Origin of the sequence: Micromonospora sp. NPDC050187, from assembly GCF_044459745.1 — a bacterium.
GTDB lineage: Bacteria > Actinomycetota > Actinomycetes > Mycobacteriales > Micromonosporaceae > Micromonospora.
In genome coordinates, this window is the sequence record NZ_JBITJH010000004.1 from 124,682 (window position 1) to 149,449 (window position 24,768).

Annotated in this window: 21 protein-coding genes and 1 pseudogene; 12 read left to right on the forward strand and 10 right to left on the reverse strand. The window is 71.6% G+C overall.

Translation table 11 applies throughout. The features are described 5' to 3' along the window. Positions 1–193: 193 nt before the first annotated feature. A complete protein-coding gene (locus ACIBJE_RS08415) occupies positions 194–1,063 on the reverse strand; it encodes a PAC2 family protein (protein ID WP_088984690.1) in 870 nt (289 codons plus the stop codon). A 298-nt stretch (positions 1,064–1,361) separates the two neighbouring features. Here ACIBJE_RS08415 and metH point away from each other — a divergent pair, with 298 nt between their 5' ends. Next, entirely contained in the window at positions 1,362–4,865 is a 3,504-nt protein-coding gene (gene metH, locus ACIBJE_RS08420; protein WP_396745597.1) for a methionine synthase, read from the forward strand. A 20-nt stretch (positions 4,866–4,885) separates the two neighbouring features. Here the strand turns inward: metH and ACIBJE_RS08425 are convergent, their stop codons facing one another. Then, positions 4,886–5,776 carry a sulfotransferase domain-containing protein gene (locus tag ACIBJE_RS08425; protein ID WP_396744934.1) on the reverse strand — a complete coding sequence of 297 codons (891 nt, stop codon included), beginning with the start codon at positions 5,774–5,776 and terminating at the stop codon, positions 4,886–4,888. Positions 5,777–6,162: 386 nt separating this feature from the next. Here ACIBJE_RS08425 and ACIBJE_RS08430 point away from each other — a divergent pair, with 386 nt between their 5' ends. From ACIBJE_RS08430 to ACIBJE_RS08445, 4 genes are read left to right on the forward strand one after another with little or no spacing between them, the layout of a single operon-like run. After that, the gene (locus tag ACIBJE_RS08430; RefSeq protein ID WP_396744937.1) at positions 6,163–6,663 is read left to right on the forward strand and encodes a multiprotein-bridging factor 1 family protein; all 501 of its coding nucleotides are present in this window, start codon (positions 6,163–6,165) and stop codon (positions 6,661–6,663) included. Between the two features lie 13 nt (positions 6,664–6,676). Continuing rightward, positions 6,677–6,817 carry a hypothetical protein gene (locus ACIBJE_RS08435; protein WP_396744940.1) on the forward strand — a complete coding sequence of 47 codons (141 nt, stop codon included), beginning with the start codon at positions 6,677–6,679 and terminating at the stop codon, positions 6,815–6,817. Positions 6,818–6,860: 43 nt separating this feature from the next. Beyond that, positions 6,861–7,808, forward strand: a complete 948-nt coding sequence (locus tag ACIBJE_RS08440) for a hypothetical protein (RefSeq protein WP_396744943.1) — start codon at positions 6,861–6,863, stop codon at positions 7,806–7,808. Further along, a complete protein-coding gene (locus tag ACIBJE_RS08445; RefSeq protein WP_396744946.1) occupies positions 7,793–8,491 on the forward strand; it encodes a hypothetical protein in 699 nt (232 codons plus the stop codon). The genes ACIBJE_RS08440 and ACIBJE_RS08445 overlap by 16 nt, the downstream gene beginning before the upstream one ends. A gap of 148 nt (positions 8,492–8,639) precedes the next feature. Here the strand turns inward: ACIBJE_RS08445 and ACIBJE_RS08450 are convergent, their stop codons facing one another. Both ACIBJE_RS08450 and ACIBJE_RS08455 read right to left on the reverse strand, forming a co-directional pair. Then, positions 8,640–9,947: an MFS transporter gene (locus tag ACIBJE_RS08450; protein ID WP_396744949.1), complete on the reverse strand. Its 1,308-nt coding sequence runs from the start codon at positions 9,945–9,947 to the stop codon at positions 8,640–8,642. Further along, entirely contained in the window at positions 9,944–10,516 is a 573-nt protein-coding gene (locus ACIBJE_RS08455) for an ArsR/SmtB family transcription factor (RefSeq protein ID WP_396744952.1), read from the reverse strand. Before ACIBJE_RS08455 ends, ACIBJE_RS08450 begins: the two co-directional genes overlap by 4 nt. A 282-nt stretch (positions 10,517–10,798) precedes the next feature. Between ACIBJE_RS08455 and ACIBJE_RS08460 the strand changes: the two are divergent. Further along, a pseudogene (locus ACIBJE_RS08460) lies at positions 10,799–10,948 on the forward strand (helix-turn-helix domain-containing protein); the annotation flags it as partial. Positions 10,949–11,866: 918 nt separating this feature from the next. Here ACIBJE_RS08460 and ACIBJE_RS08465 read toward each other — a convergent pair. Continuing rightward, entirely contained in the window at positions 11,867–12,373 is a 507-nt protein-coding gene (locus ACIBJE_RS08465) for a DinB family protein (RefSeq protein WP_396744955.1), read from the reverse strand. 170 nt (positions 12,374–12,543) lie between these two features. Here ACIBJE_RS08465 and ACIBJE_RS08470 point away from each other — a divergent pair, with 170 nt between their 5' ends. The 3 genes from ACIBJE_RS08470 (at position 12,544) to ACIBJE_RS08480 (ending at position 15,166) form a co-directional block, all read left to right on the forward strand. Continuing rightward, positions 12,544–13,518 carry a phosphotransferase family protein gene (locus tag ACIBJE_RS08470; RefSeq protein ID WP_396744958.1) on the forward strand — a complete coding sequence of 325 codons (975 nt, stop codon included), beginning with the start codon at positions 12,544–12,546 and terminating at the stop codon, positions 13,516–13,518. A gap of 168 nt (positions 13,519–13,686) precedes the next feature. Next, entirely contained in the window at positions 13,687–14,385 is a 699-nt protein-coding gene (locus tag ACIBJE_RS08475) for a neutral zinc metallopeptidase (RefSeq protein WP_396744961.1), read from the forward strand. Positions 14,386–14,506: 121 nt separating this feature from the next. Next, a complete protein-coding gene (locus tag ACIBJE_RS08480) occupies positions 14,507–15,166 on the forward strand; it encodes an HAD family hydrolase (RefSeq protein WP_396745600.1) in 660 nt (219 codons plus the stop codon). 95 nt (positions 15,167–15,261) lie between these two features. Here ACIBJE_RS08480 and ACIBJE_RS08485 read toward each other — a convergent pair whose 3' ends face one another. The 5 genes from ACIBJE_RS08485 to ACIBJE_RS08505 all read right to left on the reverse strand — a co-directional run bounded on the left by ACIBJE_RS08485 (position 15,262) and on the right by ACIBJE_RS08505 (position 21,777). Further along, positions 15,262–17,811 carry an ABC transporter permease gene (locus ACIBJE_RS08485; RefSeq protein ID WP_396744964.1) on the reverse strand — a complete coding sequence of 850 codons (2,550 nt, stop codon included), beginning with the start codon at positions 17,809–17,811 and terminating at the stop codon, positions 15,262–15,264. Continuing rightward, complete coding sequence (locus ACIBJE_RS08490) at positions 17,811–18,581, reverse strand: ABC transporter ATP-binding protein (protein ID WP_396744966.1); 771 nt, start codon at positions 18,579–18,581, stop codon at positions 17,811–17,813. Before ACIBJE_RS08490 ends, ACIBJE_RS08485 begins: the two co-directional genes overlap by 1 nt. A gap of 298 nt (positions 18,582–18,879) precedes the next feature. Beyond that, a complete protein-coding gene (locus ACIBJE_RS08495; RefSeq protein ID WP_396744969.1) occupies positions 18,880–19,560 on the reverse strand; it encodes a response regulator in 681 nt (226 codons plus the stop codon). Continuing rightward, positions 19,557–20,771, reverse strand: coding sequence for a sensor histidine kinase (locus ACIBJE_RS08500; RefSeq protein ID WP_396744972.1), 1,215 nt, complete (start codon positions 20,769–20,771; stop codon positions 19,557–19,559). The genes ACIBJE_RS08495 and ACIBJE_RS08500 overlap by 4 nt, the downstream gene beginning before the upstream one ends. 88 nt (positions 20,772–20,859) lie before the next feature. Continuing rightward, the gene (locus tag ACIBJE_RS08505; RefSeq protein WP_396744975.1) at positions 20,860–21,777 is read right to left on the reverse strand and encodes a RecB family exonuclease; all 918 of its coding nucleotides are present in this window, start codon (positions 21,775–21,777) and stop codon (positions 20,860–20,862) included. Between the two features lie 116 nt (positions 21,778–21,893). Here ACIBJE_RS08505 and ACIBJE_RS08510 point away from each other — a divergent pair, with 116 nt between their 5' ends. Genes ACIBJE_RS08510 through ACIBJE_RS08520 form a run of 3 tightly spaced genes read left to right on the forward strand, consistent with a single transcriptional unit; the run spans position 21,894 to position 24,677 of the window. After that, complete coding sequence (locus ACIBJE_RS08510) at positions 21,894–23,048, forward strand: M50 family metallopeptidase (RefSeq protein ID WP_396744977.1); 1,155 nt, start codon at positions 21,894–21,896, stop codon at positions 23,046–23,048. Then, positions 23,045–24,061 (forward strand): tRNA (adenine-N1)-methyltransferase, encoded by a 1,017-nt coding sequence (locus ACIBJE_RS08515; RefSeq protein ID WP_396744980.1) that lies wholly within the window; start codon positions 23,045–23,047, stop codon positions 24,059–24,061. The genes ACIBJE_RS08510 and ACIBJE_RS08515 overlap by 4 nt, the downstream gene beginning before the upstream one ends. A 43-nt stretch (positions 24,062–24,104) precedes the next feature. Next, positions 24,105–24,677, forward strand: a complete 573-nt coding sequence (locus ACIBJE_RS08520) for a hypothetical protein (protein ID WP_396744983.1) — start codon at positions 24,105–24,107, stop codon at positions 24,675–24,677. The last annotated feature ends 91 nt before the right edge of the window (positions 24,678–24,768 follow it).

Sequence of the window (24,768 nt, forward strand, 5' to 3'; positions counted from 1 at the left end):
TTCCTAGGATGCCCTACGGGGTGTGCTTTCCGCCACCCCGGCACGCCCCTTCCTCGATGCCTCTCCCGTCAGGCCACCTCCCTCGCCAGCTACCCGTCATCCGCGCGCGGGGACGACAGGGCGTGGACGACAACGGGCCCGGGACGTCGAGGTGACGTCCCGGGCCCGTTGCGAGTGGTCGGGTGGGAGGGGCCTACCAGGAGCCGGCGGTCGGTCCGGCGGAACCACCCCGCCGACGCAGGTACTTCTCGAACTCCTGGGCGATCTCGTCCCCGGTCAACGGGGTGATGCCGGCGTCGCCGACCCGCTCCTCCAACTCCCGGACGTACTCACCGAGTTCGGCGTCCTGCTCGGCGGCGCTGCGCACCCGCTGCTCCCACTCGGCGGCCTCCTCGGCCAGGTCGGCCATCGGCACCGGCAGGTCGAGCACCTCCTCGACCCGGTGCAGCAGCGCGAGGGTGGCCTTCGGGCAGGGCGGGTTGTTGGCGTAGTGCGGCACGTGCACCCAGAACGAGACCGCGTCGACCTCGGCCCGGGTGCACGCGTCGTGGAGCACCCCGACGATGCCGGTCGGGCCGTCGTACCGGGTGGGGGTGAGCTGGTAGCGCTGGGCGGCCTCGGCGTCCGAGGCGCTGCCGCTGATCGGCAGGGGCCGGGTGTACGGCACATCGGCCAGCAGCGCGCCGAGCAGCACCACCCGCTCGACCTCCAGGCTGTGGCACAGCTCCAGCACCTGTTCGCAGAAGGTGCGCCAGCGCATGCTGGGCTCGATGCCCCGGATCAGCACCACGTCCCGGTCGGTCCCCTCCGGGCTGGCCACCATGAAGCGCGTGGTGGGCCACTCGACCCGTCGGGTGGCACCGTCGGCCATCGTGATCGTCGGCCGGCTGACCTGGAAGTCGTAGAAGTCCTCCGGGTCAAGTTCGGTGACCTGGCGGGCCTGCCAGACCTGCTCCAGGTGCTCCACGGCGGCCGTGGAGGCGTCCGCGGCGTCGTTCCAGCCCTCGAAGGCGGCGATGGCCACCGGAGAGCGCAGCACCGGCAGCCCGTCGAACTCGGTCACGCCGTCACCTCACCCTGCTCGTCCCGGCCGGCGCCGGCACCATGCGTGGTGGTGTGGCGGCCCCGCGCGGTGGCGTCCCTGTTGTCCCTCACGTCGCCAGCCTACGTCCCGGCGTCGCATGCGGCCCGTCGGCCGCGCCGGTCGGTGGCCGTCGCCGGCCGCGTGGGCACAGCGGGACCGGTCGGCGTCCGGCGCGGATCGGGGCAACCCGGGCGGTGGCCGGCAGAATGTGGGAGCGACGAGTACCGCTCCACCACGACGCGAGATTCCGCACTAACCTGAACGGGTGCGGACCTCGTTGCTGAATGAGCTGTCAGACCGGATCCTCGTCGCCGACGGCGCGATGGGGACGATGCTCCAGGCGGCTGACCTGACCCTCGACGACTTCGAGGGCTACGAGGGCTGCAACGAGATCCTCAACGTCACCCGGCCGGACGTCGTGCGGTCGGTCCACGAGGCCTACCTCGCCGCCGGGAGCGACTGCGTCGAGACCAACACCTTCGGCGCGAACCTCGCGAACCTCGGCGAGTACGACATCCAGCACCGGATCTGGGAGCTTTCCGAGGCCGGCGCGCGGATCGCCCGGGAGGCGGCCGACGCGTGGAGCACCCCGGAGCGTCCCCGGTTCGTGATCGGCTCGATCGGGCCCGGCACGAAGCTGCCGACCCTCGGCCACGCCGCGTACGCGACCCTTCGTGACGCCTACCAGCAGAACGCCGCCGGCCTGATCGCCGGCGGCGCGGACGCGCTGCTGGTGGAGACCTCCCAGGACCTGTTGCAGGTCAAGGCGGCCGTGGTCGGTTCCCGCCGGGCGATGGCCGAGAGCGGGACGACCGTGCCGCTGATCTGTCACGTGACCGTCGAGACCACGGGCACGATGCTGCTGGGCAGCGAGATCGGCGCGGCGTTGACCGCCCTGGAGCCGCTGGGCATCGACCTGATCGGGCTGAACTGCGCCACCGGCCCGGCGGAGATGAGCGAGCACCTGCGCTACCTCTCCCAGCACGCCCGGGTGCCGCTGTCGGTGATGCCGAACGCCGGCCTGCCGCAGCTGACCGCCGACGGGGCCGTCTACCCGCTGACTCCGGAGGAGTTGGCCGACGCGCTGGAGCGGTTCGTCACCGAGTACGGCGTCTCGCTGATCGGTGGCTGCTGCGGCACCACCCCGGAGCACATCCGGGTGGTCTCCGAGCGCCTGCACGGTGTCCGGCCGGCGTCGCGGGAGCCGGTGCAGGAGCCGGGCGTCTCCTCGATCTACCACCACGTGCCCTTCGCGCAGGACGCGTCGGTGCTGATGGTGGGGGAGCGGAGCAACGCCAACGGTTCCAAGGCGTTCCGGGAGGCGATGCTCGCCGGTGACTGGCAGTCCTGTGTGGAGGTCGCCCGGGGGCAGGCCCGGGACGGCTCGCACCTGCTGGACCTCTGCGTGGACTACGTCGGCCGGGACGGCACCCAGGACATGCGGGAGCTGGCCGGGCGCTTCGCCACCGCCTCCACGCTGCCGATCATGCTGGACTCGACCGAGCCGCAGGTCATCGAGGCCGGCCTGGAGATGCTCGGCGGTCGGTGCGTGGTCAACTCGGTGAACTACGAGGACGGCGACGGGCCGGAGTCCCGGTTCGGCCGGGTGATGCCGGTCATCAAGGAGCACGGCGCCGCGGTGGTGGTGATGTGCATCGACGAGGAGGGGCAGGCCCGTACGGCGGCGGACAAGGTCCGCATCGCCTCGCGCATCGTCGACGACCTGACCGGCCGCTGGGGCATGCGGCTGCCGGACATCATGGTCGACACGCTGACCTTCCCGATCTCCACCGGTCAGGAGGAGACCCGCCGGGACGCGATCGAGACCATCGAGGCGATCCGGGAGATCACCCGCCGGTACCCGGGGATCAACTTCACGCTGGGCATCTCGAACGTCTCGTTCGGGCTGAACGCGGCGGCCCGGCAGGTGCTCAACTCGGTCTTCCTGCACGAGTGCGTGCAGGCCGGGCTGACCAGCGCGATCGTGCACGCGAGCAAGATCCTGCCGATGGCGAAGATCCCGGACGAGCACCGCGAGGTCGCCCTCGACATGGTCTACGACCGCCGTCGGGAGGGCTACGACCCGCTCCAGCGGTTCATCGACCTCTTCGAGGGGGTGGACGCGGCCTCGGCGCGGGCGTCGCGGGCGGAGGAGTTGGCCGCGCTGCCGCTGAACGAGCGGCTCAAGCGGCGGATCATCGACGGTGAGCGCAACGGCCTGGAGGCCGACCTGGAGGCGGCGATGGCCGCCGGCACCGCGCCCCTGTTGATCATCAACGACATCCTGCTGGACGGCATGAAGGTGGTCGGCGAGCTGTTCGGCTCCGGCCAGATGCAGCTGCCGTTCGTGCTCCAGTCCGCCGAGGTGATGAAGACCGCGGTGGCGTACCTCGAACCGCACATGGAGAAGGCCGACGACGGCGGCAAGGGCCGGATCGTGCTGGCCACGGTCAAGGGCGACGTGCACGACATCGGCAAGAACCTGGTCGACATCATCCTGTCGAACAACGGCTACGAGGTCGTGAACATCGGCATCAAGCAGCCGATCAACGCGATCCTGGAGGCCGCCGAGCAGCACCGGGCGGACGCGATCGGGATGTCCGGGCTGCTGGTCAAGAGCACGGTCATCATGAAGGAGAACCTCGGCGAGATGGCCACCCGTGGCGTCGCCGAGCGGTGGCCGGTGCTGTTGGGCGGTGCGGCGCTGACCCGCGCGTACGTCGAGGACGACCTGCGGGCGATGTTCCCCGGCGAGGTGCACTACGCCCGGGATGCGTTCGAGGGGCTTAGCCTGATGGACCGGGTGATGGCGGCCAAGCGTGGCGGCGCGCCGGTGGTGGACCCGGAGCGGGAGGCGGCGCTGGCGGCCCGGCGGGCGCGGCGGGAGCGGCAGCGGGCGATCGTCAACGAGTCGCTGCCGGAGCTGGACGACGCCTCGGTCCGTTCCGACGTGGCGACCGACGTGGACGTGCCCACCCCGCCGTTCTTCGGCACCCGGGTGGTCAAGGGTCTGCCGTTGGCCGAGTACGCGGCGCTGCTGGACGAGCGGGCGACGTTCCTCGGCCAGTGGGGGTTGCGCGGTGCGCGGGGCGGCGACGGGCCGTCGTACGAGGAGTTGGTGGAGACCGAGGGCCGCCCCCGGCTGCGGTACTGGCTGGACCGGCTGACCGCCGACAAGGTCCTCGAGGCGGCGGTGGTGTACGGCTACTTCCCGGCGTACTCCGAGGGCAACGACCTGGTGGTGCTGGACGAGAACGGGCACAGCGAGCGGGCCCGGTTCTCCTTCCCCCGGCAGCGGCAGGAGCGGCGGCTCTGTCTGGCCGACTACTTCAGGCCACGTGGCGAGCAGTTGGACGTGGTGGCGTTGCAGTTGGTCACCGTGGGCCAGCCGATCAGCGAGTACGCGGCGAAGATGTTCGCCCGTAACGAGTACCGCGACTACCTGGAGGTGCACGGGCTCTCCGTGCAGCTCACCGAGGCGCTGGCGGAGTACTGGCACCGGCGGGTCCGGTCCGAGCTGACGCTGCCGTCGGGGCGTACGGTCGCCGACGACGACCCGGCGGACCTGGCCGGGCTGCTGCGCACCGACTACCGGGGCTGCCGGTTCGCGTTCGGCTACCCGGCCTGCCCCGACCTGGAGGACCGGGCGAAGATCGTGGACCTGCTCGGCGCGGACCGGATCGGGGTGCGGCTGTCGGAGGAGTTCCAGCTGGAGCCGGAGCAGGCCACGGACGCGATTGTGGTGCACCACCCGGAGGCGAACTACTTCAACGCCAAGTGACGACGAGGCTGGTCCGGCGGCTAGCTTCGTCGGTGCAGCCAGGCCAGGAGGTCCGGTGGGGCCAGCTCGGCCGCACGTCGGTGGTACCGGCGGAGTTCCTCGGTGCTCAGCAGTGCTGCTCCCGCACCGGAGCGGTCCTGCCGGAAGAAGGCGTGCCGGTCTTTGAGCACACCGACGGCATCGGGCACCAGGATCTGGGCCCGCTCCCGCATCGCGCCGAACGTGGCGGCCTCCACCAGCGTCGCCCACCGCTCGGCCGGCACCTCGATGCCCAGCCAGGCGGCGATGTGTCGCATCTGTCCTTCCAGGTCGGTCAGGAGGTCGTCGTAGTGCACCAGCAGCACGTTCGGCTCCTGCCGGCGTCGCCAGGCGTCCGTGAGATGCCAGAGCACACCGGGCAGCGAGTCCATGGCCTCGCGTGGGTCCCGGTGACTCTCGGTCCAGCGCACCAGCCAGGGGCGTAGGGGAGGAGGTGCCGGCGGCGCGTCGTCGGACGGCGGTCCCCCGGTGAGCTGGCGCAGTCGTTTCCGGTCGATGTTCTCGCCCTGGTGGTAGAGGGACACCGCCATGTCCAGCGGGTGCCGGGCCACCACGACGTACGACACGTGGGGCGCGATCGGTACCCCGTCCAGTGGGGTGTGGGTCTTGATGAAGCGTCGATGCTGCTGGGCGGCGAGCTGGTCGTACACCTGCTGTTGGGGTGTGATCAGCCAGTCGAGCCAGGGGGACAGGTGCGCCAGTGGTGCCGGCAGGTCGGCGGTCTGGAAGATCAGCAGCGCGCAGATCGTCTGCATCCAGGTGGTGCCGCTCTTCGATCGGGTACTGATGACGATGTCACCGTGGCGGAACGGGAAAGCGAGCCACCGGCCGCTGTCCTCCTCCTCGGATCGGTAACGCACCAGGGTGGTCATCCGTGCGAGCCTAGAGCGCGGGCGCTTCCGTCTCGAGCGGTTTTGTCGTCAGGACAGCGCCCCGTCACCTTGACCTCTGGGTCCCGAGCGGCCAGGTGTGGACGCGGACCGTGCGGTCGAGTGGAGCCTGACGTCGGTCGTGGCGGGTCGGATGGGGGTCGGGAACACTGTGGAGCTGCCCCGTCTGTGCGACCGCTGGGCCGGCGCGGGCGCCGGGCGTACTGGGCGCTCACCCCTCCACGCCGCCTCGGCCTGACCTCAGCTCGGACACCGTCCGCGACCCGGGCTGGCGACCGTGGACGCACCGTCACTGCACACACGCCGTCGGTGCCGTTGCCGTCGACAGTGGCAGCTCGTGGGCCGGTCCGTCATCTGGGGAGGTACCCATGCCAGTTCGTTCCCGTGCCGTCGTCGATCCACGGTTCGCCGCCGAGTTGGCCCGGCTGCGGCGGGAGCGTGGCTTGTCGTTGCGCGGTCTGGCCCGGAGCGTCTTCTACGGCAAGAGCTACCTGCACGATCTCGAGACCGGTCGTACCCGGCCGACGGGTGAGGTGGCCCGGTACCTGGGCGACGCCTTGTGGGCCGGTGGGACGCTCGCCGCCATGGTCGTCGACACCCCGGCCGTGACCACCCGCGACGATGACCAGCGGATCGCGTACGTGATCTCCCACCCGGCGCGTCTGGACGCGCCGGCCGTGCGCCTCCTGGCCGACGTGCTGGCTCATCAGCGCGGTCGCTGCGTCGGTGATGGTGTCGTGGGCGGTGCCGCAGTGGCGCACGGTGCAGGATCTCGCGGTGCGCGTTCGGGGGCCGCACGCGTCCGGGCCGCACGCCGTGGCGGCGGGGTGGACCCAGTTCGTCGGTTGGCTGCATGCCGAAGCCCGTGACGATGCTGCGGCGGTGCGGGTGCTGGTGGAGGCTGGCGGGCAGGCCGACGCGGTCGACAGCGGCCCGCTCGCCGCGCAGGCCGCCCACGGGTACGCGCTGCTCGGTGACCGGGCCGCCACCGACCGGCTCCTCGGCCGACAGTCCGGCTTGTGACAGGATCGCTGGTCGCAGTCGCGTGCGCACTAGCATTCAGCTGATGCGGTTTCCTTCCCTCGGGCGCAGTCTGGTTTCCGCCGTGCTCTGCATGGTCCTGACTGCGGCCTGTAATGCCGATGCGCCGTCCCCGGCTCCGGAACGCACGCCTTCGGCTGTTGCGGCGAGCGCGTCGCCTGCGGCTTCGGTGAGTCCGCCCCTGCACTGCGAGGACGGCGTGTTGTCGAATCCCGCCAAGGGCGGAGGAAACGACCTGAAGGTGAAGATCCTGCATCAGCAGGGTGGCGGCTCGGTCTGGGATCTCGCGCTGCCGGCGACCTCGGTCAAGTCCTTTCCGGAGTTCACCGGCGACGGCAAGGCGTCAGATTTCTCCGACTCCCACGCCAGAGTTTTCGATGAAGGTGGCGCGTTCTCCTACGACGGGGCCGTCGTCGAACTCTCGCTGTATAACCAGCGGTCGGTTCGTCTCACCATCCACGACATCCGCGTCGTCAACAAGCGGATCGTGTGTCCCCCCGACGGCCTGCTGTTCCTGGAGGGCAACGAGGGCGGCGGGTTCGTGAACCTGGTCTTCTCGCTCGACGCCGCAGCCCCCGTCGCCCGCGAGAGGAAGGAGAGCGGGGAGGTGGGCACTGAGCCGTACTTCAACCATGACGCGATCGAGGTCGAGCCCGGGAACCAGACCACCGTCTCGATGGACATGAGCGGGGTCCGGTTCGCGTACGAGTTCGACATCGCGATCGACTACTCGGTCGCCGGGGAGAACCGAAGCCAGCTCGTGCGGCGTCGGCACGGTCCCTTCCGGGTCACCACTCCGCTCTGCCCGAGCCCCGGCATGCGCTCCCGGCTGAGCGAGGCCGACGTGCAACGCCTCAAGGCGCAGCGTTACGGGCTCATCCGGCGGCGACTGTCACAGGTCGACTCGACGGGCGCGTACGTGTACGAGAACGTCTCGACCAGCGATTTCATCCGGTCATGCCCGACGTGGTGAGGTCCGGGTGGCAGCGAGCTCCCTCCGGGCTGTACGTCCCGAAGCGCGACGACATCCCCGGTGCCTCCTCGTCCTACGAGCAGGAGGGCCTGAAGTACACGCGTCGGCAGACCCTGGCCGCGTTGACCGGTGTGGTCGTGTCCCTGCTGGCACTGATCGGGTCCGGGGTGGCCCTGTTCTACACCGCCAAGGCCTGGGAGGGGCAGCAGACCCTCAACAAGCAGCAGATCGAGCTCAACCGGGTCACCCAGGACCGTGAGCGGCGCGTCTACAGCTCGCGGGTCGCCCTCTGGGCCACGATCGGCACCGACTTCAGCAGCATCAAACCGGCCGGCGTGGATGTGCACATCCAGAATCGCTCGCCCGTTCCGCTCCGGCGGATGCGGCTACTGGTCCCGTTGGAGTCCGGACGTGTCGCAGAGGCGCGCATCGAGGACGTGCCGCCGTGTGTCGTCCGTCGGATGCGGATCGCCCCGCCCGGTGGGGAGCGCTTCGCGGTCGCGAGCGAGCAGTGGCTGGGATATACCCCGGTGACGCTGGAGTTCGAGGAGACCGGGCGGTCCTGGCGTCTGGACGATGGTGGCCTCACGGCGACGGGCGCCGACGTGACCTCGCACGTCGATCAGTTGCTACTGGCCGCGCCGGTGGAGAGTCCTGTTGGAGACTGCGGCGAGGGCGCATAGCCTGAGCTGCACGATGCTGTCCCGATGACGGTTGGGCCGCCGCCGGGCCGTCGGGGCTTGTCTGGCCGTGGCCGAAAGAGCCAACCTTCCCCGCACGATCTTGATCTGTCGTACGACGTGGAGCAGCCGCTGGGATGTGTCGACATGGTCAGGGCTGGCTGAGGGCGGAGGTTGCCGCTGGCGTGGTGTCCGCTGTCGGGGGACGTTCGGGTTGCAGTCGTAGGTAGGCGATGCTGGCGAGGGTGACGATTGCGGCGGCTGCCAGCCAGATGGTGGAGGTTCCCAGCGCGCCGAGGATGGTTCCGAGGCCGAGTGATGCCACGACAGCGCCGGCGTTCGTGCTCATGGAGTAGGCGGAGAGGATGCTGGCTCGGCGTCCGGGCGGGCAGGCTGCGTGCAGCAGCGTCTGGGCTAGCGGGGCGCGTAGTTCGAGGAACAGGTAGACGCCGACGAAGCAGGCGGCGGCGACGAGTGGTGACGGGGCGAGGGCCATGCCTGCGATCGCGGAGCCGATGAGCACGAGGAGGCTGGCGCAGACTAGGTCTTTGCGGCGGAGGAGTCGCTCGGAAACGCGGGCGGCGAGCAGTGAGCCGAGGCTGCCGGCGACCGTCGAGGCTGTGACGAGGAGACCCAGCATGCTGGTTGCAGCGGCGGGATTCTCGACCATTCGCGCGAATTCGGGTTGCCAGAAGGTTTCGACGGCGCCGATGCCGACTCCGACGCCGATGCCCGCCATTAGGAGCCAACGTAGGTTTCGCTGCCGCAGGGATAGTCGGATGCTGTCACGTGCGACGGCTGGACAGGACGCGAGCGCACGAAGGACCGACCGAGTGTCTCTGCGTCGTGGTGGTTCGTGGATGAGCAGGAGAACGGCGAGCACCTGGAGGGTGCCGCATGGAAGCGCGGCCAGGATCGGGAGAACCGATGGTTCGCTGACCTTGTCGGTCAGGGTGTCCGGAAGCGTCGGCAGCACCGCGACGGTGAGGGAGCCGATCAGCACGGCGGCATTGGTCAGGAACATGGCCACACCGATCGCGGGTCGTACGTTTGCGCTTGGCTGCTCGGCGTAGACACCCTCGACGTACCAGGCCTCCAGTGCGCCGGAGTTGAGGGATCGCCCGACTCCACCGAGCGCCAGCGCGACGCAGAACTCGCCTACCGAGTCGGCGAACAGCAGCCCCGCGAAGCAGGTGGTCTCCAGAACGGAGGCGATCACGAGGACCGGCCGGGAGCCGACCAGATCAGTCAGGGTTCCGGTAGGTAGCTCCAGGACGGCAGCTGTGGCGGTGTAGACACCGAAGATCAGACCTATCGCGGCGGTGTCGAGACCCTTCTGTGCGGGAAGCAGGGCCAGGACCGGCGTGACCAGCCCGAGGGGCAGCCAGCGCAACAGGTGACAGGCCCAGTAGACATGAGTTCGACGACGAATCTCCGGCAGCGCCGGGGCCGCCTTCATGACCGCTCTGGTACGCCGAATCCAAAGAGCCGCACGGGCTTTGCACCAGGCGGCTGCTTGTGGGCCGGCCGATCACGGAACCGAGCGATGAGAGCCCGCAACTGCTCGTTGAACTCCTGCACGTCGTGCGGGTCCATGTATGCCGTGTCGCCGAGGAGGAACGCCGCTTCTCTCCACTGCGGAGAGTGTTCGTCCTCGCTCTGCCAGTAGCTGTTCAGTGCCGACAGTGCTTCCGCCGTGAACTGTTCACGCAGCAGGCGGGACGCAGCGACGAAGTCGGGAGACCGATCAGTACCTGCCGACCACCGCAGTCCCCGTGCCCGAGCCTGCCACGGCCGGTCCCGCCCGCGCTCGGGCCGCTCCGCGTCCTCGATGAAGCCGTACTTCGCCAACTGCTGCAGGTGGTAGCCGGCCGCCGGGACCGACACCCCCACCCGCTGGGCAAGCTGGGTTGCCGTCGCAGGTCCATGAAGAGACAGCTCGCGCAGCAGCTTCAACCTGAGCGGGTGGGCCAAGGCCCGCATCGCCACTGGGTTGACCAGCTCGGCCGGAACGTCGGGTGCGCTCATACATATCAAGATACCTTTATCATTGAGTCTTGATAACCCTGCGGCCCGACTCCCCTTTCCTGACACGGTGGAGCTGCCCCGTCTGTGGACCACCGGTAAGGCCGGGCGACGGGCTCAGACGGGCGACGCAGCCGCCCGGTCTGGTACGGCCGTCGAGTCTGCGGTCGGCGTCCGCAGACGCGGACACTGTCCGCGATCCAGGCTGGGTCACTGCGGACACACCGTTGGGCCCGCTACTGTCGCGAGGTAGCCCGCCGCCCAGTCCGCTACCTGGGAGTACCCATGCCGGCTCGGGTCCGTGCCGTCGTCGATCCACGGTTCGCCGCCGAGTTGGCCCGGCTGCGGCGGGAGCGTGGCTTGTCGTTGCGCGGTCTGGCCCGGAGCGTCTTCTACGGCAAGAGCTACCTGCACGATCTCGAGACCGGTCGTACCCGGCCGACGGGTGAGGTGGTCCGGCACCTGGGCGACGCCTTGTGGGCCGGTGGGACGCTCGCCGCCATGGTCGTCGACACCCCGGCCGTGACCACCCGCGACGATGACCAGCGGATCGCGTACGTGATCTCCCACCCCGCGCGTCTGGACGCACCGGCCGTGCGCCTCCTGGCCGACGTGCTGGCTCATCAGCGCCGCCTCGACGACGTGGTCGCTGCGTCGGTGATGGTGTCGTGGGCGGTGCCGCAGTGGCGCACGGTGCAGGATCTCGCGGTGCGGGCCCGGGGACCGTACGCGCCTGAGCTGCACGCCGTGGCGGCGGAGTGGACCCAGTTCGTCGGTTGGCTGCACGCTGAAGCCCGTGACGATGCCGCGGCGGTGCGGGTGCTGGTCGAGGCCGGCGGGCAGGCCGTCGCGGTCGACAGCGGCCCGCTCGCCGCGCAGGTGGAGAACTTCCGCGGCTACCTCGAACGGCAGCGCGGGAACCCGCGCGGGATCGTCCGGCACTTCCTCGCCGCATACCAGACCCCCGGGTCGTCCGTCTTGCAACGGGTCGGCGATGCGGCGCAGGCCGCCCACGGGTACGCGCTGCTCGGTGACCGGGCCGCCGCCGACCGCCTGCTCGGCGAGGCGAGCGACCTTACGACGGCTGCCGGGTCCGCGCCTCCGCCAGCACACGCGTACTGGCTGACGCCGACCTTCTGCCGGATGAACCTGGGGCTGGCCTACCTGGCGCTCGGCGACACGTCGGCGGCGGCGGACAGTCTTCGCGCCGGTCTGGGCAGCCTGCCGGCGGACCAGCAGGACGCGGAGTGGACGCAGGAGTACGGGCGAGCCCTGGGGTCGCCGACGGCTGATCCGTACCCGGACAGGCCACGGATCCCGGACACCGTCGGAGCAGCGGTCGCCGCCGGACGGTCACGCCCCGACGACGCCGTCGATGCCCTCGCGGAGCAGGTCGGCGTGCCCGTTGTGCCGGGCGTACTCCAGGGTCACGTGCACCATCACCAGCCGCAGCGACACGTCCTGGCCCCAGCGCGCCTGGTGGCCGGTGACGTCGAGCGATTCGGCGTCCCGTTCGATCCGGCGGGCGTGGGCGACCTCGGTCTGCCACACGTCGAACGCCTCCACGCGATCGGCCGTGCGCGCGTCGTACGCCACCTGGTAGTCGCCGCGGTCGGACCAGACCAGCGGGATGTCCTCGGCGGCGATGGCCCGGCGGAACCAGGTGCGTTCCACCTCCGCCATGTGCCGGACCAGTCCGAGCAGGGTGAGCGTCGACGGCGGCATGGAGCGGCGGCGCAGTTCCTCGTCGGTCAGGCCCTCGCACTTCATCGCCAGCGTCGCCCGTTGGTAGTCGAGGAAGGCGCGCAGCGTCTCGCGTTCGCCGCCGGTCAACGGTGGCCCGATGCGGTCGATGGTCATGGTGCTTCCTTCCTGGCGGCCGGCCGCCGTCCCGTCGTGCCGGTGCCGAGGGTAGTTCCGTCGTCCCGCTGTGGGCTGCCCGGGCTATCCGTTGCGAAGCGCGTCGCAGGAGGCGGGTGTGCGGGTGGCCCCGGCGCCCCGGTCCCGAACCGCCTCGGCAGAATGCACCGGTGACCGGTGGACAGAGGCATCTGACGACCGAGAGTCTGGGCGCGGTGGCGTGGGAGGCGTACGGACGGAGGCTACGGTCGGCGCAGCGGCTCACCGGAGGCACCCGCAAGGGTGTCTACCGGTTGACCCTGGACGACGGAAACACCGGCATCGGGTACGTGTGGAACGACGACGAGAGCTACTGGCCCCCTGCCGTGGACCCGGACCGGAGCACCTTCTTCGCCGACGGTGCCGGCATCGATATCTTCGTGGCCGCGCACCGGGAGGTCGCCGAGGCCGGGGTGCGGGTACCCAGGATCGTCCTGCTCGACCGCAGTCGGCGGCTGGTTCCCGGCGACGTGGCGGTGGTCGAGGACGTCCGGGGCGGCAACCTGGAACGGCTGACCGTACGGGATCCGGACCGGGCCGATCCGGTGCTGCGCCGGCTCGGTGCGGCCGTCCGGGCGATGCACAGCCGGACGTGGGACCATGCTGGTCGTCCCGGGGCCGGGGCGTCGTCGCCGGACCGGCCGGTCGAGCATGTTGTGCGGGATCGGGCGCTGCGCCACCTTGCCGTCGTCGCCCGCCGTGTGGACCGGATCGCCGAGGTGCGGGATCGACTGGCCGGCATGGTCCGTGAACGGTGTGCGGTGCTGGCTCCGCGTGCTCGGTTCGGGCTGATCCACGGCGAACTCGGACCCGACCACGTGCTCGTCGACGACCACGACGAGCCGGTGCTGATCGATGTCGAGGGAGCCGGATACCTCGACATCGAGTGGGAACACGCCTTCCTGGAGTTGCGCTTCGGCGAGAGGTACCACCACCTCGCCGTCGGTGGATTGGACGTCGACCGGCTGCGGTTCTACCGGCTGGCCCTTCACCTGTCGCTGGTGGAGGGGCCGTTGCGGTTGCTCGACGGCCCCTTCCCGGACCGTGCCGGCATGCTGGCGATCGTGGAGCACAACATCGGTCGGACGCTGGCGCAGCTCGACTGAGTGGCGGAGCGTGGCGCAGTGGCCACCGTGAGCGGTATCCCCCACGCCGGGATCGGCCCGGTGGCAGGCATCAACGTGTCCGGGGCGGGGTACTTCTGGGCGTACCGCCGGCACCGGGAGGGCACCGTGACGTGAACCGCTGGTCGGCCCCGGGGCCGCCTGGTCGCCGTGGTCGTGACGCTGGTCGCGGCGACGGCCTGCGCGGTCGGTCCGGTCGCCGACGACGGTGGGTCCGGGCCGGGGGTGCCGGGGCCGGGTACGACCTCGCGGGACGGGACCACCCGGGCGGACTCGCCGACCAGCATCGAGGCGTTCCAGGAGGACATCGTCGACGCGGTCGGCTCGGCGGAGACGTACTGGTCGGCCCAGTTCCGGGCCTCCGGGCAGAGGTTCCAGCCGATCCGGCGGATCGTTCCGTACCAGCGGGAGGGTGAGGTCTCCTGCGGTGGGCAGGCGGTGCCCCGTAACAACGCGGTGTACTGCCCGGCGGGGGACTTCATCGCCTACGACGTGACCTGGGCGGTGTCGGCGTTCCGGCAGATCGGCGACGCGTTCCTGTACTACCTGCTCGGCCACGAGTACGCCCACGGCGTCCAGGTCAGGCTCCGGGTCCGCCACCAGTACACCGTCGAGCAGGAACTCCAGGCCGACTGCATGGCCGGGGCGTACCTGGGCGGGTCGGTCCAGGCCGGGGTGCTGCGGTTGGAGGAGGGCGACCTGGAGGAGTTCCGGGAGGGCCTGCTCGCGGTCGGCGACGCGCCGGGCCAGCCGTGGTTCGCGGAGGGCGCGCACGGCACCGCCCGGCAGCGCACCGAGGCGTTCTTCGCCGGGTACGAGAGGTCCCTGTCCGCCTGCGGCCTGGGCTGACCGGCTTTGACCCACGTCTCCCCGCCGGGGACCGGTGCCGCCGGCGGTGGGCGGGGCTGCGAGGATCGCCGGGACCGCCGCACCCCGGGAGGATCCGCTGAGCAGCCAGCCGCCCGCCGCCGTGCTCTTCGACATGGACGGCACCCTCGTCGACAGTGAGAAGCTCTGGGACGTCGCCCTCTACGAGTTGGCCGCCGAGTACGGGGGCACGCTCTCCGAGGAGGCCCGGCTCGCCATGGTGGGCACCAGCATGCCCGACTCGATGGAGATCCTGCACGCCGACCTGGCGCAACCGTGGCGTGACCCGGCGGCCAGCGCGGCCTGGATCGACGACCGGATCGTGGAACTGTTCCGGACCGGCCTGCGCTGGCGTCCCGGCGCGTCGGATCTGCTCCGCGCGGTCCGGGCCGCGGGCCTGCCGACCGCGCTGGTCACCTCCAGCGGTCGGCGGCTGGTGGAGATCGCGCTGGACACCCTCGGGCGGGACAGCTTCGACGTGGTCGTCTGCGGCGACGAGGTGGAGGCGCCGAAGCCGCACCCCGAGCCGTACCTGACGGCGGCGCGGCTGCTCGGCGTGCCGATCGGCCGGTGCGTGGCGATCGAGGACTCGCCGACCGGGGTGGCCAGCGCGTTGGCCGCCGGTGCGGTGGTGCTGGCGGTGCCGGCGGAGGTGCCGGTCGAGGCGGTCGGCGGGGTGCACCTGCGGACGACTCTTGACGGCGTGGACCTGGCGGTGCTGGCGGCCCTGCTCCGCCCACCGTCCGTCCCGCCCGCCGGGTAGCGGGCGTCCCCTGCTGCTCGTCAGGTGGTTGCAGGGGACCCCTGCTCCGCAAAAAGCGGTAACAGGGGTCCCCTCCTACCAAGCAGCGCGATCCGTCAGTCGTGGGCGATGGCGCCGAGGACGTTGATCCGGGCGGCGCGGGCCGCCGGCAGAGCTGCGGCGATCACTCCGATCAGCGCGGCGAGTCCCAGGAACACGCCCATCTGCGACCAGGGCAGGACCAGCTTGTTGATGCCCTCCTGTTCGAGGGCCCGGACCACGGCGGCGCCGAGGCCGGTGCCGACCACCACGCCGAGCAGCGCGCCGAACACCGAGATCACCACGGCCTCGACCGTGATCATCCGCATGGTCTGCGACCGCCGCAGTCCGATCGCCCGCAGCAGGCCCAGCTCGCGGGTGCGTTCCAGCACCGACAGGGCCAACGTGTTGACGATGCCGAGCACGGCGATCACGATCGCCAGGGCGAGCAGGATCTGGATCATCGTGAGCAGCTGGTCGAACGCGCCGGTCTGCTGTTCGACGAAGGCCGCCCGGTCGGCGACCGACACCTCCGGACTGTCGGCGACCAGTTCCTCCAGTCGAGGCTGCACCTGCCCGATGCTGGTGCCGTCGGAGAGCTGCACCAGTGCCAGGTACGGCTGCGGGACGGTGAAGTCCGCCGCGCTCTCCCGGGGCAGCAGGTACGAGCCGGGCAGCCGGTCCTCGGGCACGATCGCGGCGACCGTGTACGTGTGGCGGGCACCGCGCGCGAACTGGATGGTGATGGTGTCGCCGACCGCCTTGCCACGGTTCTTCGCGACCGGTTCGCTGAGCGCGATCTGGTCGGGTCGGAGGGTGGCGAGGGTGCCGGAGGTGGCCTTCGCCTGGAAGATCCGTTCGACCGCGGCCAGGTCGGTGGCGGCGTTGACGTAGCGCCGTTCGCCGTCGACCTCGGCGAAGTCGTTGAACAGCCCGAGGGCGGTGCTCACCCCGGGCAGCGCGGCGGCCCGGTCGACCACCGCCGGGTCGAAGGTCGGCTGCCGGGGGCCGGTCTGCGCCCCGGAGATCGTCAACTCGGCGTTGATGGTGTCCGCCGCACGGTCGGAGATGCTCGATTTCGCCGAGTCGAGCACCACGGTCACCCCGGTGACCAGGGCGATGCCGACCATCAGCGCGGCGGCGGTGATGGCGGTGCGGCGCGGGTTGCGCCCGGAGTTGAGCCGGCCCAGCTTGCCCGGCACGGACCAGGCGAAGACCGCGCCCAGCAGGGAGACCACCGGCCGGCTGATCAGCGGGGTGAGCAGGGCCACCCCGACGAACGCGAACAGCACGCCGCCGAGGATGGCGGCCAGGGTGTTCCCACCGGCGTTGTCGGTGAGGCCCAGCGCGAGCAGGACCGCGCCGAGCGTGGTGACCACCGCCCCGGCGACGGTGACCTTCGTCAGCGGCCGGTCGGGGGTGGCCACGTCCTGCATCGCCGCGATCGGCGGGATCCGGGACGCCCGCAGCGCCGGCAGCAGCGCCGCCACCAGCGTGATCAGCATGCCCACCGCGAAGGAGCTGATCACCGCCGCCGGGGGCACGGCCAGTCCGGCCAGGGTGAGCCCGCCGACGAACTGCCCGAAGACGTACGCCAGCAGCGCGCCGATGCCGATGCCGGCGGCGAGGCCGAGCACCGAGGCGAGCAGCCCCACCGCGAGCGCCTCCAGGACCACCGAGCCGATGATCTGCCGGCCGCTCGCGCCGATCGCCCGCATCAGGGCCAGCTCCCGGGTGCGCTGCGCCACGATGATCGAGAACGTGTTGAGGATGAGGAAGGTGCCGACCAGAAGGGCCACCCCGGCGAAGCCGAGCAGGATCTGGTTGAAGAACGACAGCCCCTCCTTCAACCCCGCCGAGGCGGCCTCCGAGGCCTGCTCGCCGGTCTTCACGTCGTACTCGGCGCCGAGGACGCCCGCCACGTCGTCGCGCAGCGCCTCGGGGCGCACGCCTTCCTCCGCGCGGACGGCGATGTTGCTGTACGTGCCGGGCTGGCCCAGCATCAGCCGCTGCGCCACCGGCGTGGTGAACATGACCTCGTGCGCGCCGCCGATGCTGTCCCGGTCACCGCTGTAGCCGAAGACACCGACCAGGGTGAACTCGCGCTTCGGTTCGAGGGTGAGCACGCCGACCCGGTCCCCGACGGACACCTTCGCGGCCTCGGCGAGGGCCGCGTTGACCACGATCTCGTCGTCGGCGCGGGGTTCGCGTCCCTCGCGCAGCCGCACCAGGTCGCTCTCGCCGAGCCAGTTGCCGCCCAGCTGCGGCGGGCCGAGGGTGGGCACCACCTTGCCGTTGCTGCCGATCAGCCGGGCACCCTGCCCGGCGACCACGCCGGTAGCCTCGGCCACCCCGGGCACCGTGTCGACCTTCTCCAGGGCGGCGGCCGGGAACGGGGGCGCGACCTGCTCGCCCTGGGTCTCGTCGGCCGCGATCTTCGGCTTGGCGGTGACGTTGACGTCGATCCCCTCGTACGCGTCGGCGAAGATCGCGTCGAAGGAGCGGCCGAGCGTGTCGGTGAGCACGAACGCGCCGGAGACGAACATGACGCCCAGCACCACGGCCAGGCCGGACAGCAGCAGGCGGACCTTCCGGGCCAACAGGCTCTTCAGCGTCGCCCGGAGCATCAGTTGGTCACCTCGGTCACCGGGGCGTCCAGCTTCTTCATGGTGTCCAGCACGGTGTCGGCGGTCGGCTCGATCAGTTCGGAGACGATCTGCCCGTCGGCGAGGAACACCACCCGGTCGGCGTACGCGGCGGCCGTCGGGTCGTGGGTGACCATCACGATGGTCTGCCCGTGCTCCCGGACCGAGTCGCGCAGGAAGCGGAGCACTTCCGCGCCGGAACGGGAGTCCAGGTTGCCGGTCGGCTCGTCGGCGAAGATCACGTCCGGGCGGGAGACCAGGGCGCGGGCACAGGCGACCCGCTGCTGCTGACCGCCGGAGAGCTGGTTCGGCCGGTGGTTCAGCCGGTCCCGCAGGCCGACCGTGTCGATCACCGTGTCGTACCAGGCCGGGTCGGGTTTGCGGCCGGCGATCGACAACGGCAGCAGGATGTTCTCCTTGGCGGTCAGCGTCGGCAGCAGGTTGAACTGCTGGAAGATGAAACCGACCTGGTCGCGGCGGAGCTTCGTCAGCCCGGCGTCCTTCAGGCCGGTCACCGTGGTGTCGCCGATCGACACGCTGCCCCGGGTGACCGTGTCCAACCCGGCCAGGCAGTGCATCAACGTCGACTTGCCGGAACCGGACGGACCCATGATCGCGGTGAAGCGCCCGCGTTCGAACTCCACGTCGACCCCGCGCAGCGCGAGGACCTGGGCCTCGCCGCTGCCGTACACCTTCCACACCTCACTGGCGCGGGCCGCGACCTGCGCGTGGCGGTCCACCATTATGGTCACCGTTCCCCCTCGAATAGCCTCTGCCGCCGCACCGCCCCCGCTGGCCGGTGCGGCATGGTGTCATCCTCGGCCCCCGGCCGGGACGATCCGTCCGCCCAAAGGCGGAACGGGAGCGGACTTTCCGCTGCGGGTCGGCCCCGATCCGTACTCGGGGTGACCCCTGAGCGTGGCCCGCCCCGGATCGGCGTGGCTGACGTTAGGAGCTGACGTCACGTCAGGGTCAAACGACGCAGCGGACAACCCGTTCCCGTGCGTCACGCTACGTGGCCCCGGCAAGTCGGGGAGTGGGTCGGCGCGGTCAGCCCCGGGGACGGACCAGACCCGACTCGTACGCCAGCACCACCGCCTGCACCCGGTCCCGCAGGCCCAGCTTGGTCAGGACGTGACCGACGTGCGTCTTGATCGTCGTCTCGCTGACCGACAAGGCCCGGGCGATCTCGGCGTTGGACAGTCCCCGGGCCACCTGCACCAGCACCTCCCGTTCGCGCTCGGTCAGCGAGCCCAGTCGCTTCGGCGGCGTCGACGACGGGTCGGGCAGCAGGTCGGCGAAGCGGTCCAGCAGCCGCTTGAGGATCCGGGGCGCCACCACCGCCTCGCCCGCCGCGACCGTCCGGATCGCGGTGACCAGGTCCTCGGCCGGCACGTCCTTGGCGAGGAAGCCGCTGGCCCCGGCGCGCAACGCCCCCACCACGTACTCGTCGAGGTCGAAGGTGGTCAGGATCAGCACCCGCACGGGCAGTCGGGCCTCGACGATCGCGCGGGTCGCCGCCACCCCGTCCATCCGGGGCATCCGGATGTCCATCAGCACCACGTCCGGCAGGAGCCGGCGGGACAGGTCCACCGCCTCGACGCCGTCACCGGCCTCGGCGACGATGTCCAGGTCGTCCTCCGCCCCCAGCACCATCCGGAAGCCGGTACGCAGCAGCGGCTGGTCGTCGGCGAGCAGCACTCGCACCGGCCGTGTCGTGCCCTCGGTCATGCCACACTCCTGCCGTGCCGGGTGCCCGCGCCGGACGCGAGCTGCTCCATCGGTAACGTCGCACTGACCTGGAAACCGCCGCCGGGTCGCCGGCCGGTGCGCAGGACCCCACCGTAGAGGCCGACCCGTTCCCGCATCCCGACCAGACCGTGTCCGATCCGGTCGGGTGCGTCGGCCCCGGGGCCAAGGCCGGTGTCGGTGACGTCCACGTCGAGCGACACGTCGCCAAAGGTCAGCGTGACCTGCGCGGTGGCCGGGCCGGCGTGCTGGAGCGCGTTGGTCAGCGCCTCCTGCACGATCCGGTAGACGGTCAGGGTCACCCCCTCCTCCAGCGGACCGGGGGTGCCCTCCACGGTCAGTGTCACCGGCAGCCCCGCCTCGCGGACCTGCTCGACCAGCGACTCGATGCCGGCCAGGCCGGGCTGCGGCGCCAACTCGGCGGCCGGCTCGTCGGTGCGCAGCACGTCCAGCAGACGGCGCATCTCCCGCAGCGTGGACCGGCTGGTGTCCTCGATGGTGGCGATGGCCTCGTCGGCGGCGTCCGGGTCCCGGCGCAGCACCCGCCGGGCGCCGGTGGCGAGCACCCCCATCACGCTGACGTGGTGGGCCACGACGTCGTGCAGTTCGCGGGCGATACGGCGTCGCTCGTCGGCGACCGCCTGCTCGGCCAGGGAACGCTGGTTCGTCTCCGCCACCCGGGCCCGCTCCCGCAGGGCCTCGGTGGAGGCGCGGCGGGCGTGCACCGCCCGGCCGACCGAGAACGACACCAGACCGACCAGCAGGTTGTTCAGCACCAGGTAGGTGGGGTTCAACTCGAACACACCCGTCGGCGGTGCAAGCACGTTGACCGCCGCGACCGGCAGCCAGAGCGCCAGCGCGGCCAGGATCGCCGGCCGGGTCGGGCGGTTCGCCGCCATCGTGTACGTCAACACCACGAACGCGATGCTCTGCGTGGCCGGGGCATACCCGACGAGGGCCGGCAGGAGCAGGGTCAACACGGCCGCGCCGACCGCCCACCAGGGCGCCGCCCGACGGACCGCCACCGGCGCGGCGCAGAGCACGCTCCACCCGATCGCCACCGGAAGCTGCTGCGGCCAGAACTCCCGGGGCGTGAGCAGGGTGAACACCACATCCACCAGCACCAGGCCGACGGTGAAGAGCACGTCCGCGGTGAGCGGGCGTCGACGCAGCCAGTGGGGGAGCTCGGTCACACCACGACGCTATCCGCCCCCGGGACGCGGTGATCGTCGCCGACGGTGAACCCTGCCTCATCCTCGTGGAGGAGGACGACTCGTCCCCTCACTCGTCCGCGCCCGGCGGTGGGGCCGGCCGGGAGCGGGCGTCCCGCAGCGGGTCGGCGCTCGCCGCCGCCTCCGGGAACGGCGGCGGGGTCCCGCCGAAGGTCGGGCAGTGCGCCTGGTGACTGCACCAGTCGCAGAGCCGGCTGGGCCTCGGCCGGAAGTCCCGCCGCTCGGTGGCCTGCTCGATCGCCCGCCACAGCGCCACCACCGTGCGCTCGAACCGCTCCAGCTCCTCGGCGTCGGGGGTGTAGTCGCACACCTCGGCGTCGCGCAGGTAGAGCAGGCGCAGCACCCGAGGCACCACCCCCCGGGTGCGCCAGAGCACCAGGGCGTAGAACTTGAGCTGGAACAGCGCCCGCGCCTCGAACGCCTCGCGCGGCGCACCGCCGGTCTTGTAGTCGACCACCCGCAGCGCGCCGTCGGGCGCCACGTCGAGGCGGTCGAGGTAGCCCCGGATGAGCAGCTCGTCGTCGACCACCGCCGAGATCAGACTCTCCCGCTCGGCCGGCTCCAGCCGCTGCGGGTCCTCGACGGCGAAGTAGCCGTCGAGCAGGGCGGTGGCGGAGCGGAGGAAGTCGGCCACGGCGGCCGGATCGTCGCCGGGGAAGAGGTCGGCCAGCTCCGGCTGCTCGGTGACCAGCCGGTCCCACTGGGGGGCGACCAGGTCGCCGGCGGCGGTCGGGGTCCGGCCGGCGGCCGGCAGGTCGAACAGCCGCTCCAGCACCGCGTGCACCAGCGTGCCCCGGACCTGCTCCACCGAAGGACGCTCCGGCAGCCGGTCGATGCTGCGGAACCGGTAGAGCAGCGGACAGGTCTTGAAGTCGGCGGCCCGGGACGGCGACAGCGACGCCCGGACCGTCGCCGGCACCTGCGTCGGAGCCGTCTGCTGCTGCGTGGTCACCGGTTCCGCCGTCATGCTCAGGAAGGTTAGGGCACCGGTGTGACACCGGCACCCCCACCGCTCCGGTGCCGTCGCCGCCGCGCCGGACCGACCCGAGAAGAGGCCCGCCCCGGGTCCGTAGCATCGACCCGATGGAGGAGAAGCCCCGCCCGCGCCCCCGGTCCGACCGGCGTCCCGGCCTGGCCGTGGGCCGGGTGTTCGGGGTGCCGCTGCACCTCAACACCTCGATGGTCCTGCTGGCCCTGCTGGTCACCGTCCTGTACGCGGTGTTCGCCCGCCGACAGCTCGGCCTCTCCCCGTTCGCCGGCTACCTCATCGGCCTCGGGTTCGTGGTGTCCCTGCTCGGCTCGGTGCTGCTGCACGAACTCGGGCACGCCCTGACCGCCCGCCGGTACGGCATCGGCGTGCGGGGGATCACCCTGGAACTGCTCGGCGGGTACACCGAGATGGAGCGGGACGCCCCGTCCCCCCGGGTCGACCTGGTGATCTCCCTCGCCGGGCCGGCGGTCTCGGCGGTGCTCGGCGTCGCCGCCGTGGCGGCCACCCTCGCCCTGCCGGACCGCACCCTGGCGCACCAGCTCGCCTTCCAGCTCGCGGTGAGCAACGTCGTCGTCGCGATCTTCAACATCCTGCCCGGCCTGCCCCTGGACGGCGGACGGGCGCTGCGGGCGGTGATCTGGTCGGCCACCCGCGACCGGCACCTCGCCACCGAGATCGCCGGCTGGGTCGGGCGGGTCGTCGCCCTGGGCACGGCGCTCCTGGTCACCCTGCTGACCGTGTGGGACGTACTGGCGCCGCTGGCGCTGCCGCTGGTCCTGCTGGTCGCGGCGACCCTCTGGCGGGGCGCCGGCCAGTCGATCCGGATCGCCCGGATGAGCCGACGGTTCCCGCTGGTCGACCTGTCCCGGTTGGCCCGCCCGCTGCTCGGGGTGCCCAGCGGCACCCCGCTGGCCGAGGCGCAGCGCCGTCGGGCCGAGAACGGACCCCCGGGTGCCGCGCTCGCCGTCACCGACTCCGCCGGCCGCCCGGTCGCCCTGGTGGACCCGGCCCGCGTCGCGGCGGTGCCACCTGAGCGGCGGCCCTGGCTGGCGGTGGACGAGGTGGCGCGGTCGCTGGCCGGGGTGCCCGCCCTGCCGGTCGGGCTGGACGGGGAACGCGTGGTGGAGGCCGTGCAGACCCACCCGGGCGCACAGTACGTCGTGACGTCAGGCGAAGATGTCGTCGGCGTTCTGCACATCGCGGATCTGGCGCAGCTCCTGGAACCCAAACGGAAGATGAACACGTGACCGCACACCCCACCGCCCTGCCGGCCGAGAACGGCACCCCGGTGCCCGCCGCACCGCCGGCGCTGCCCCCCGTGCACCGCGGGCCGTTCCGCCCCGGTGACCGGGTCCAGCTCACCGACCCGAAGGGGCGGATGCACACGGTCACCCTGGAACCCGGCAAGGCCTTCCACACCCACCGGGGCATCCTCGAACACGACGCGCTGATCGGACTGCCCGACGGCAGCGTGGTGACCACCTCCGGTGGCGGCACCGCCTTCCTCGCCCTGCGCCCGCTGCTGTCGGACTACGTGCTCTCCATGCCGCGCGGCGCACAGGTCATCTACCCGAAGGACTCGGCGCAGATCGTCGCGATGGGTGACATCTTCCCCGGCGCGAAGGTCCTCGAGGCCGGTGCCGGCTCCGGTGCGCTGAGCTGCTCGCTGCTGCGTGCCGTGGGCACCGGGGGAGAGCTGCACTCCTACGAGATGCGCGACGACTTCGCCCAGATCGCCCGCCGCAACGTCGAGGCGTTCTTCAACGGTCCGCACCCGGCCTGGCGGCTGCACGTCGGCGACGTCGCAGACTGCCCGGAGACGGGTTTCGACCGGATCATCCTGGACATGCTCGCCCCGTGGGAGATGCTCGACATGGTCGAGCGGGCTCTCGTGCCCGGCGGGGTCCTGATCGGGTACGTGGCCACCACCCCGCAGCTCTCCGAGCTGGTGGAGGCGCTGCGCGAGCGGGGCGGCTGGACCGAGCCGCGCGCCTGGGAGTCGCTGGTGCGCGACTGGCACGCCGAGGGGCTCGCGGTCCGACCCGACCATCGGATGATCGCGCACACCGCGTTCCTGGTCTCCGCCCGTAAACTCGCCCCCGGCGTCACCGCGCCGCCCCGTCGGCGCAAGCCCAGCAAGGGCACCGAGGCGTACGTACAGCGTCGGCAGTTGCTGCGCGACGCCGAGGCGGCCCGACTGGCGGCGACCCGACCGGCCGAGCCGGACGGCGTCGCCCCGGAGGAGACGGACGCCCCGTGACGGTCACGGAGAACGGAAACGCCGAGCGGAGGGAGGCGGTGGGATGAGCCGGCCCGGCATCGGCGGCGGTGACCTGCCCGCGGTCTTCCCGGACTGGTCGCCGTACCAGGACCTCGAATCGGCGGCGCGTGCCTACCTGCGCGACCCCGACGTGGCGCTGGAGGCGCTCGGCGGGGTGCTGCGGGGCGCGTCCGTGCTGGGCTTCACCCTGGAACGCTTCGTCAACGAGGTCAACGGGGTGTGGCAGGAGGTCGTCGTCTGCGACGGCAGTCGGCTGATCCTGTGGCACGGCGAGGACGTGCCACCGGGGGAGGGGCCGCCCGGGTCGATGACGTCGTCCCTACGGGTGGTGCCGGTCTCCACGGTCACCGAGGTCGGCTGCCGCCGGCGGCTGACCCGCTCCGACAGCGGCGAGATCCGGGTCGACAGCATCGACGTCTACCTGCTGCTGACGTCGATGGACGAGGCGCCACCCGGCGACGAGGTGGCGGGGGCACCCCGGCACGACGCGTTGCGCTTCGGCAAGACGCTCGACGACGGCGGGGCGGGGCAGATCGCCCGCCTGGAGGAGTTCGCCCGGCTCGTCGCCTCGGTGGTCGGTCGTCCGGTCCTCTGACCGCGCCCGACCGGCGGTCCGCCGTCGCGCGTGACCGGCTCGTGGGGCGCTGGTGGCCGCCTCGCGGCTCGCTGGAGACCGGCTCGACCCC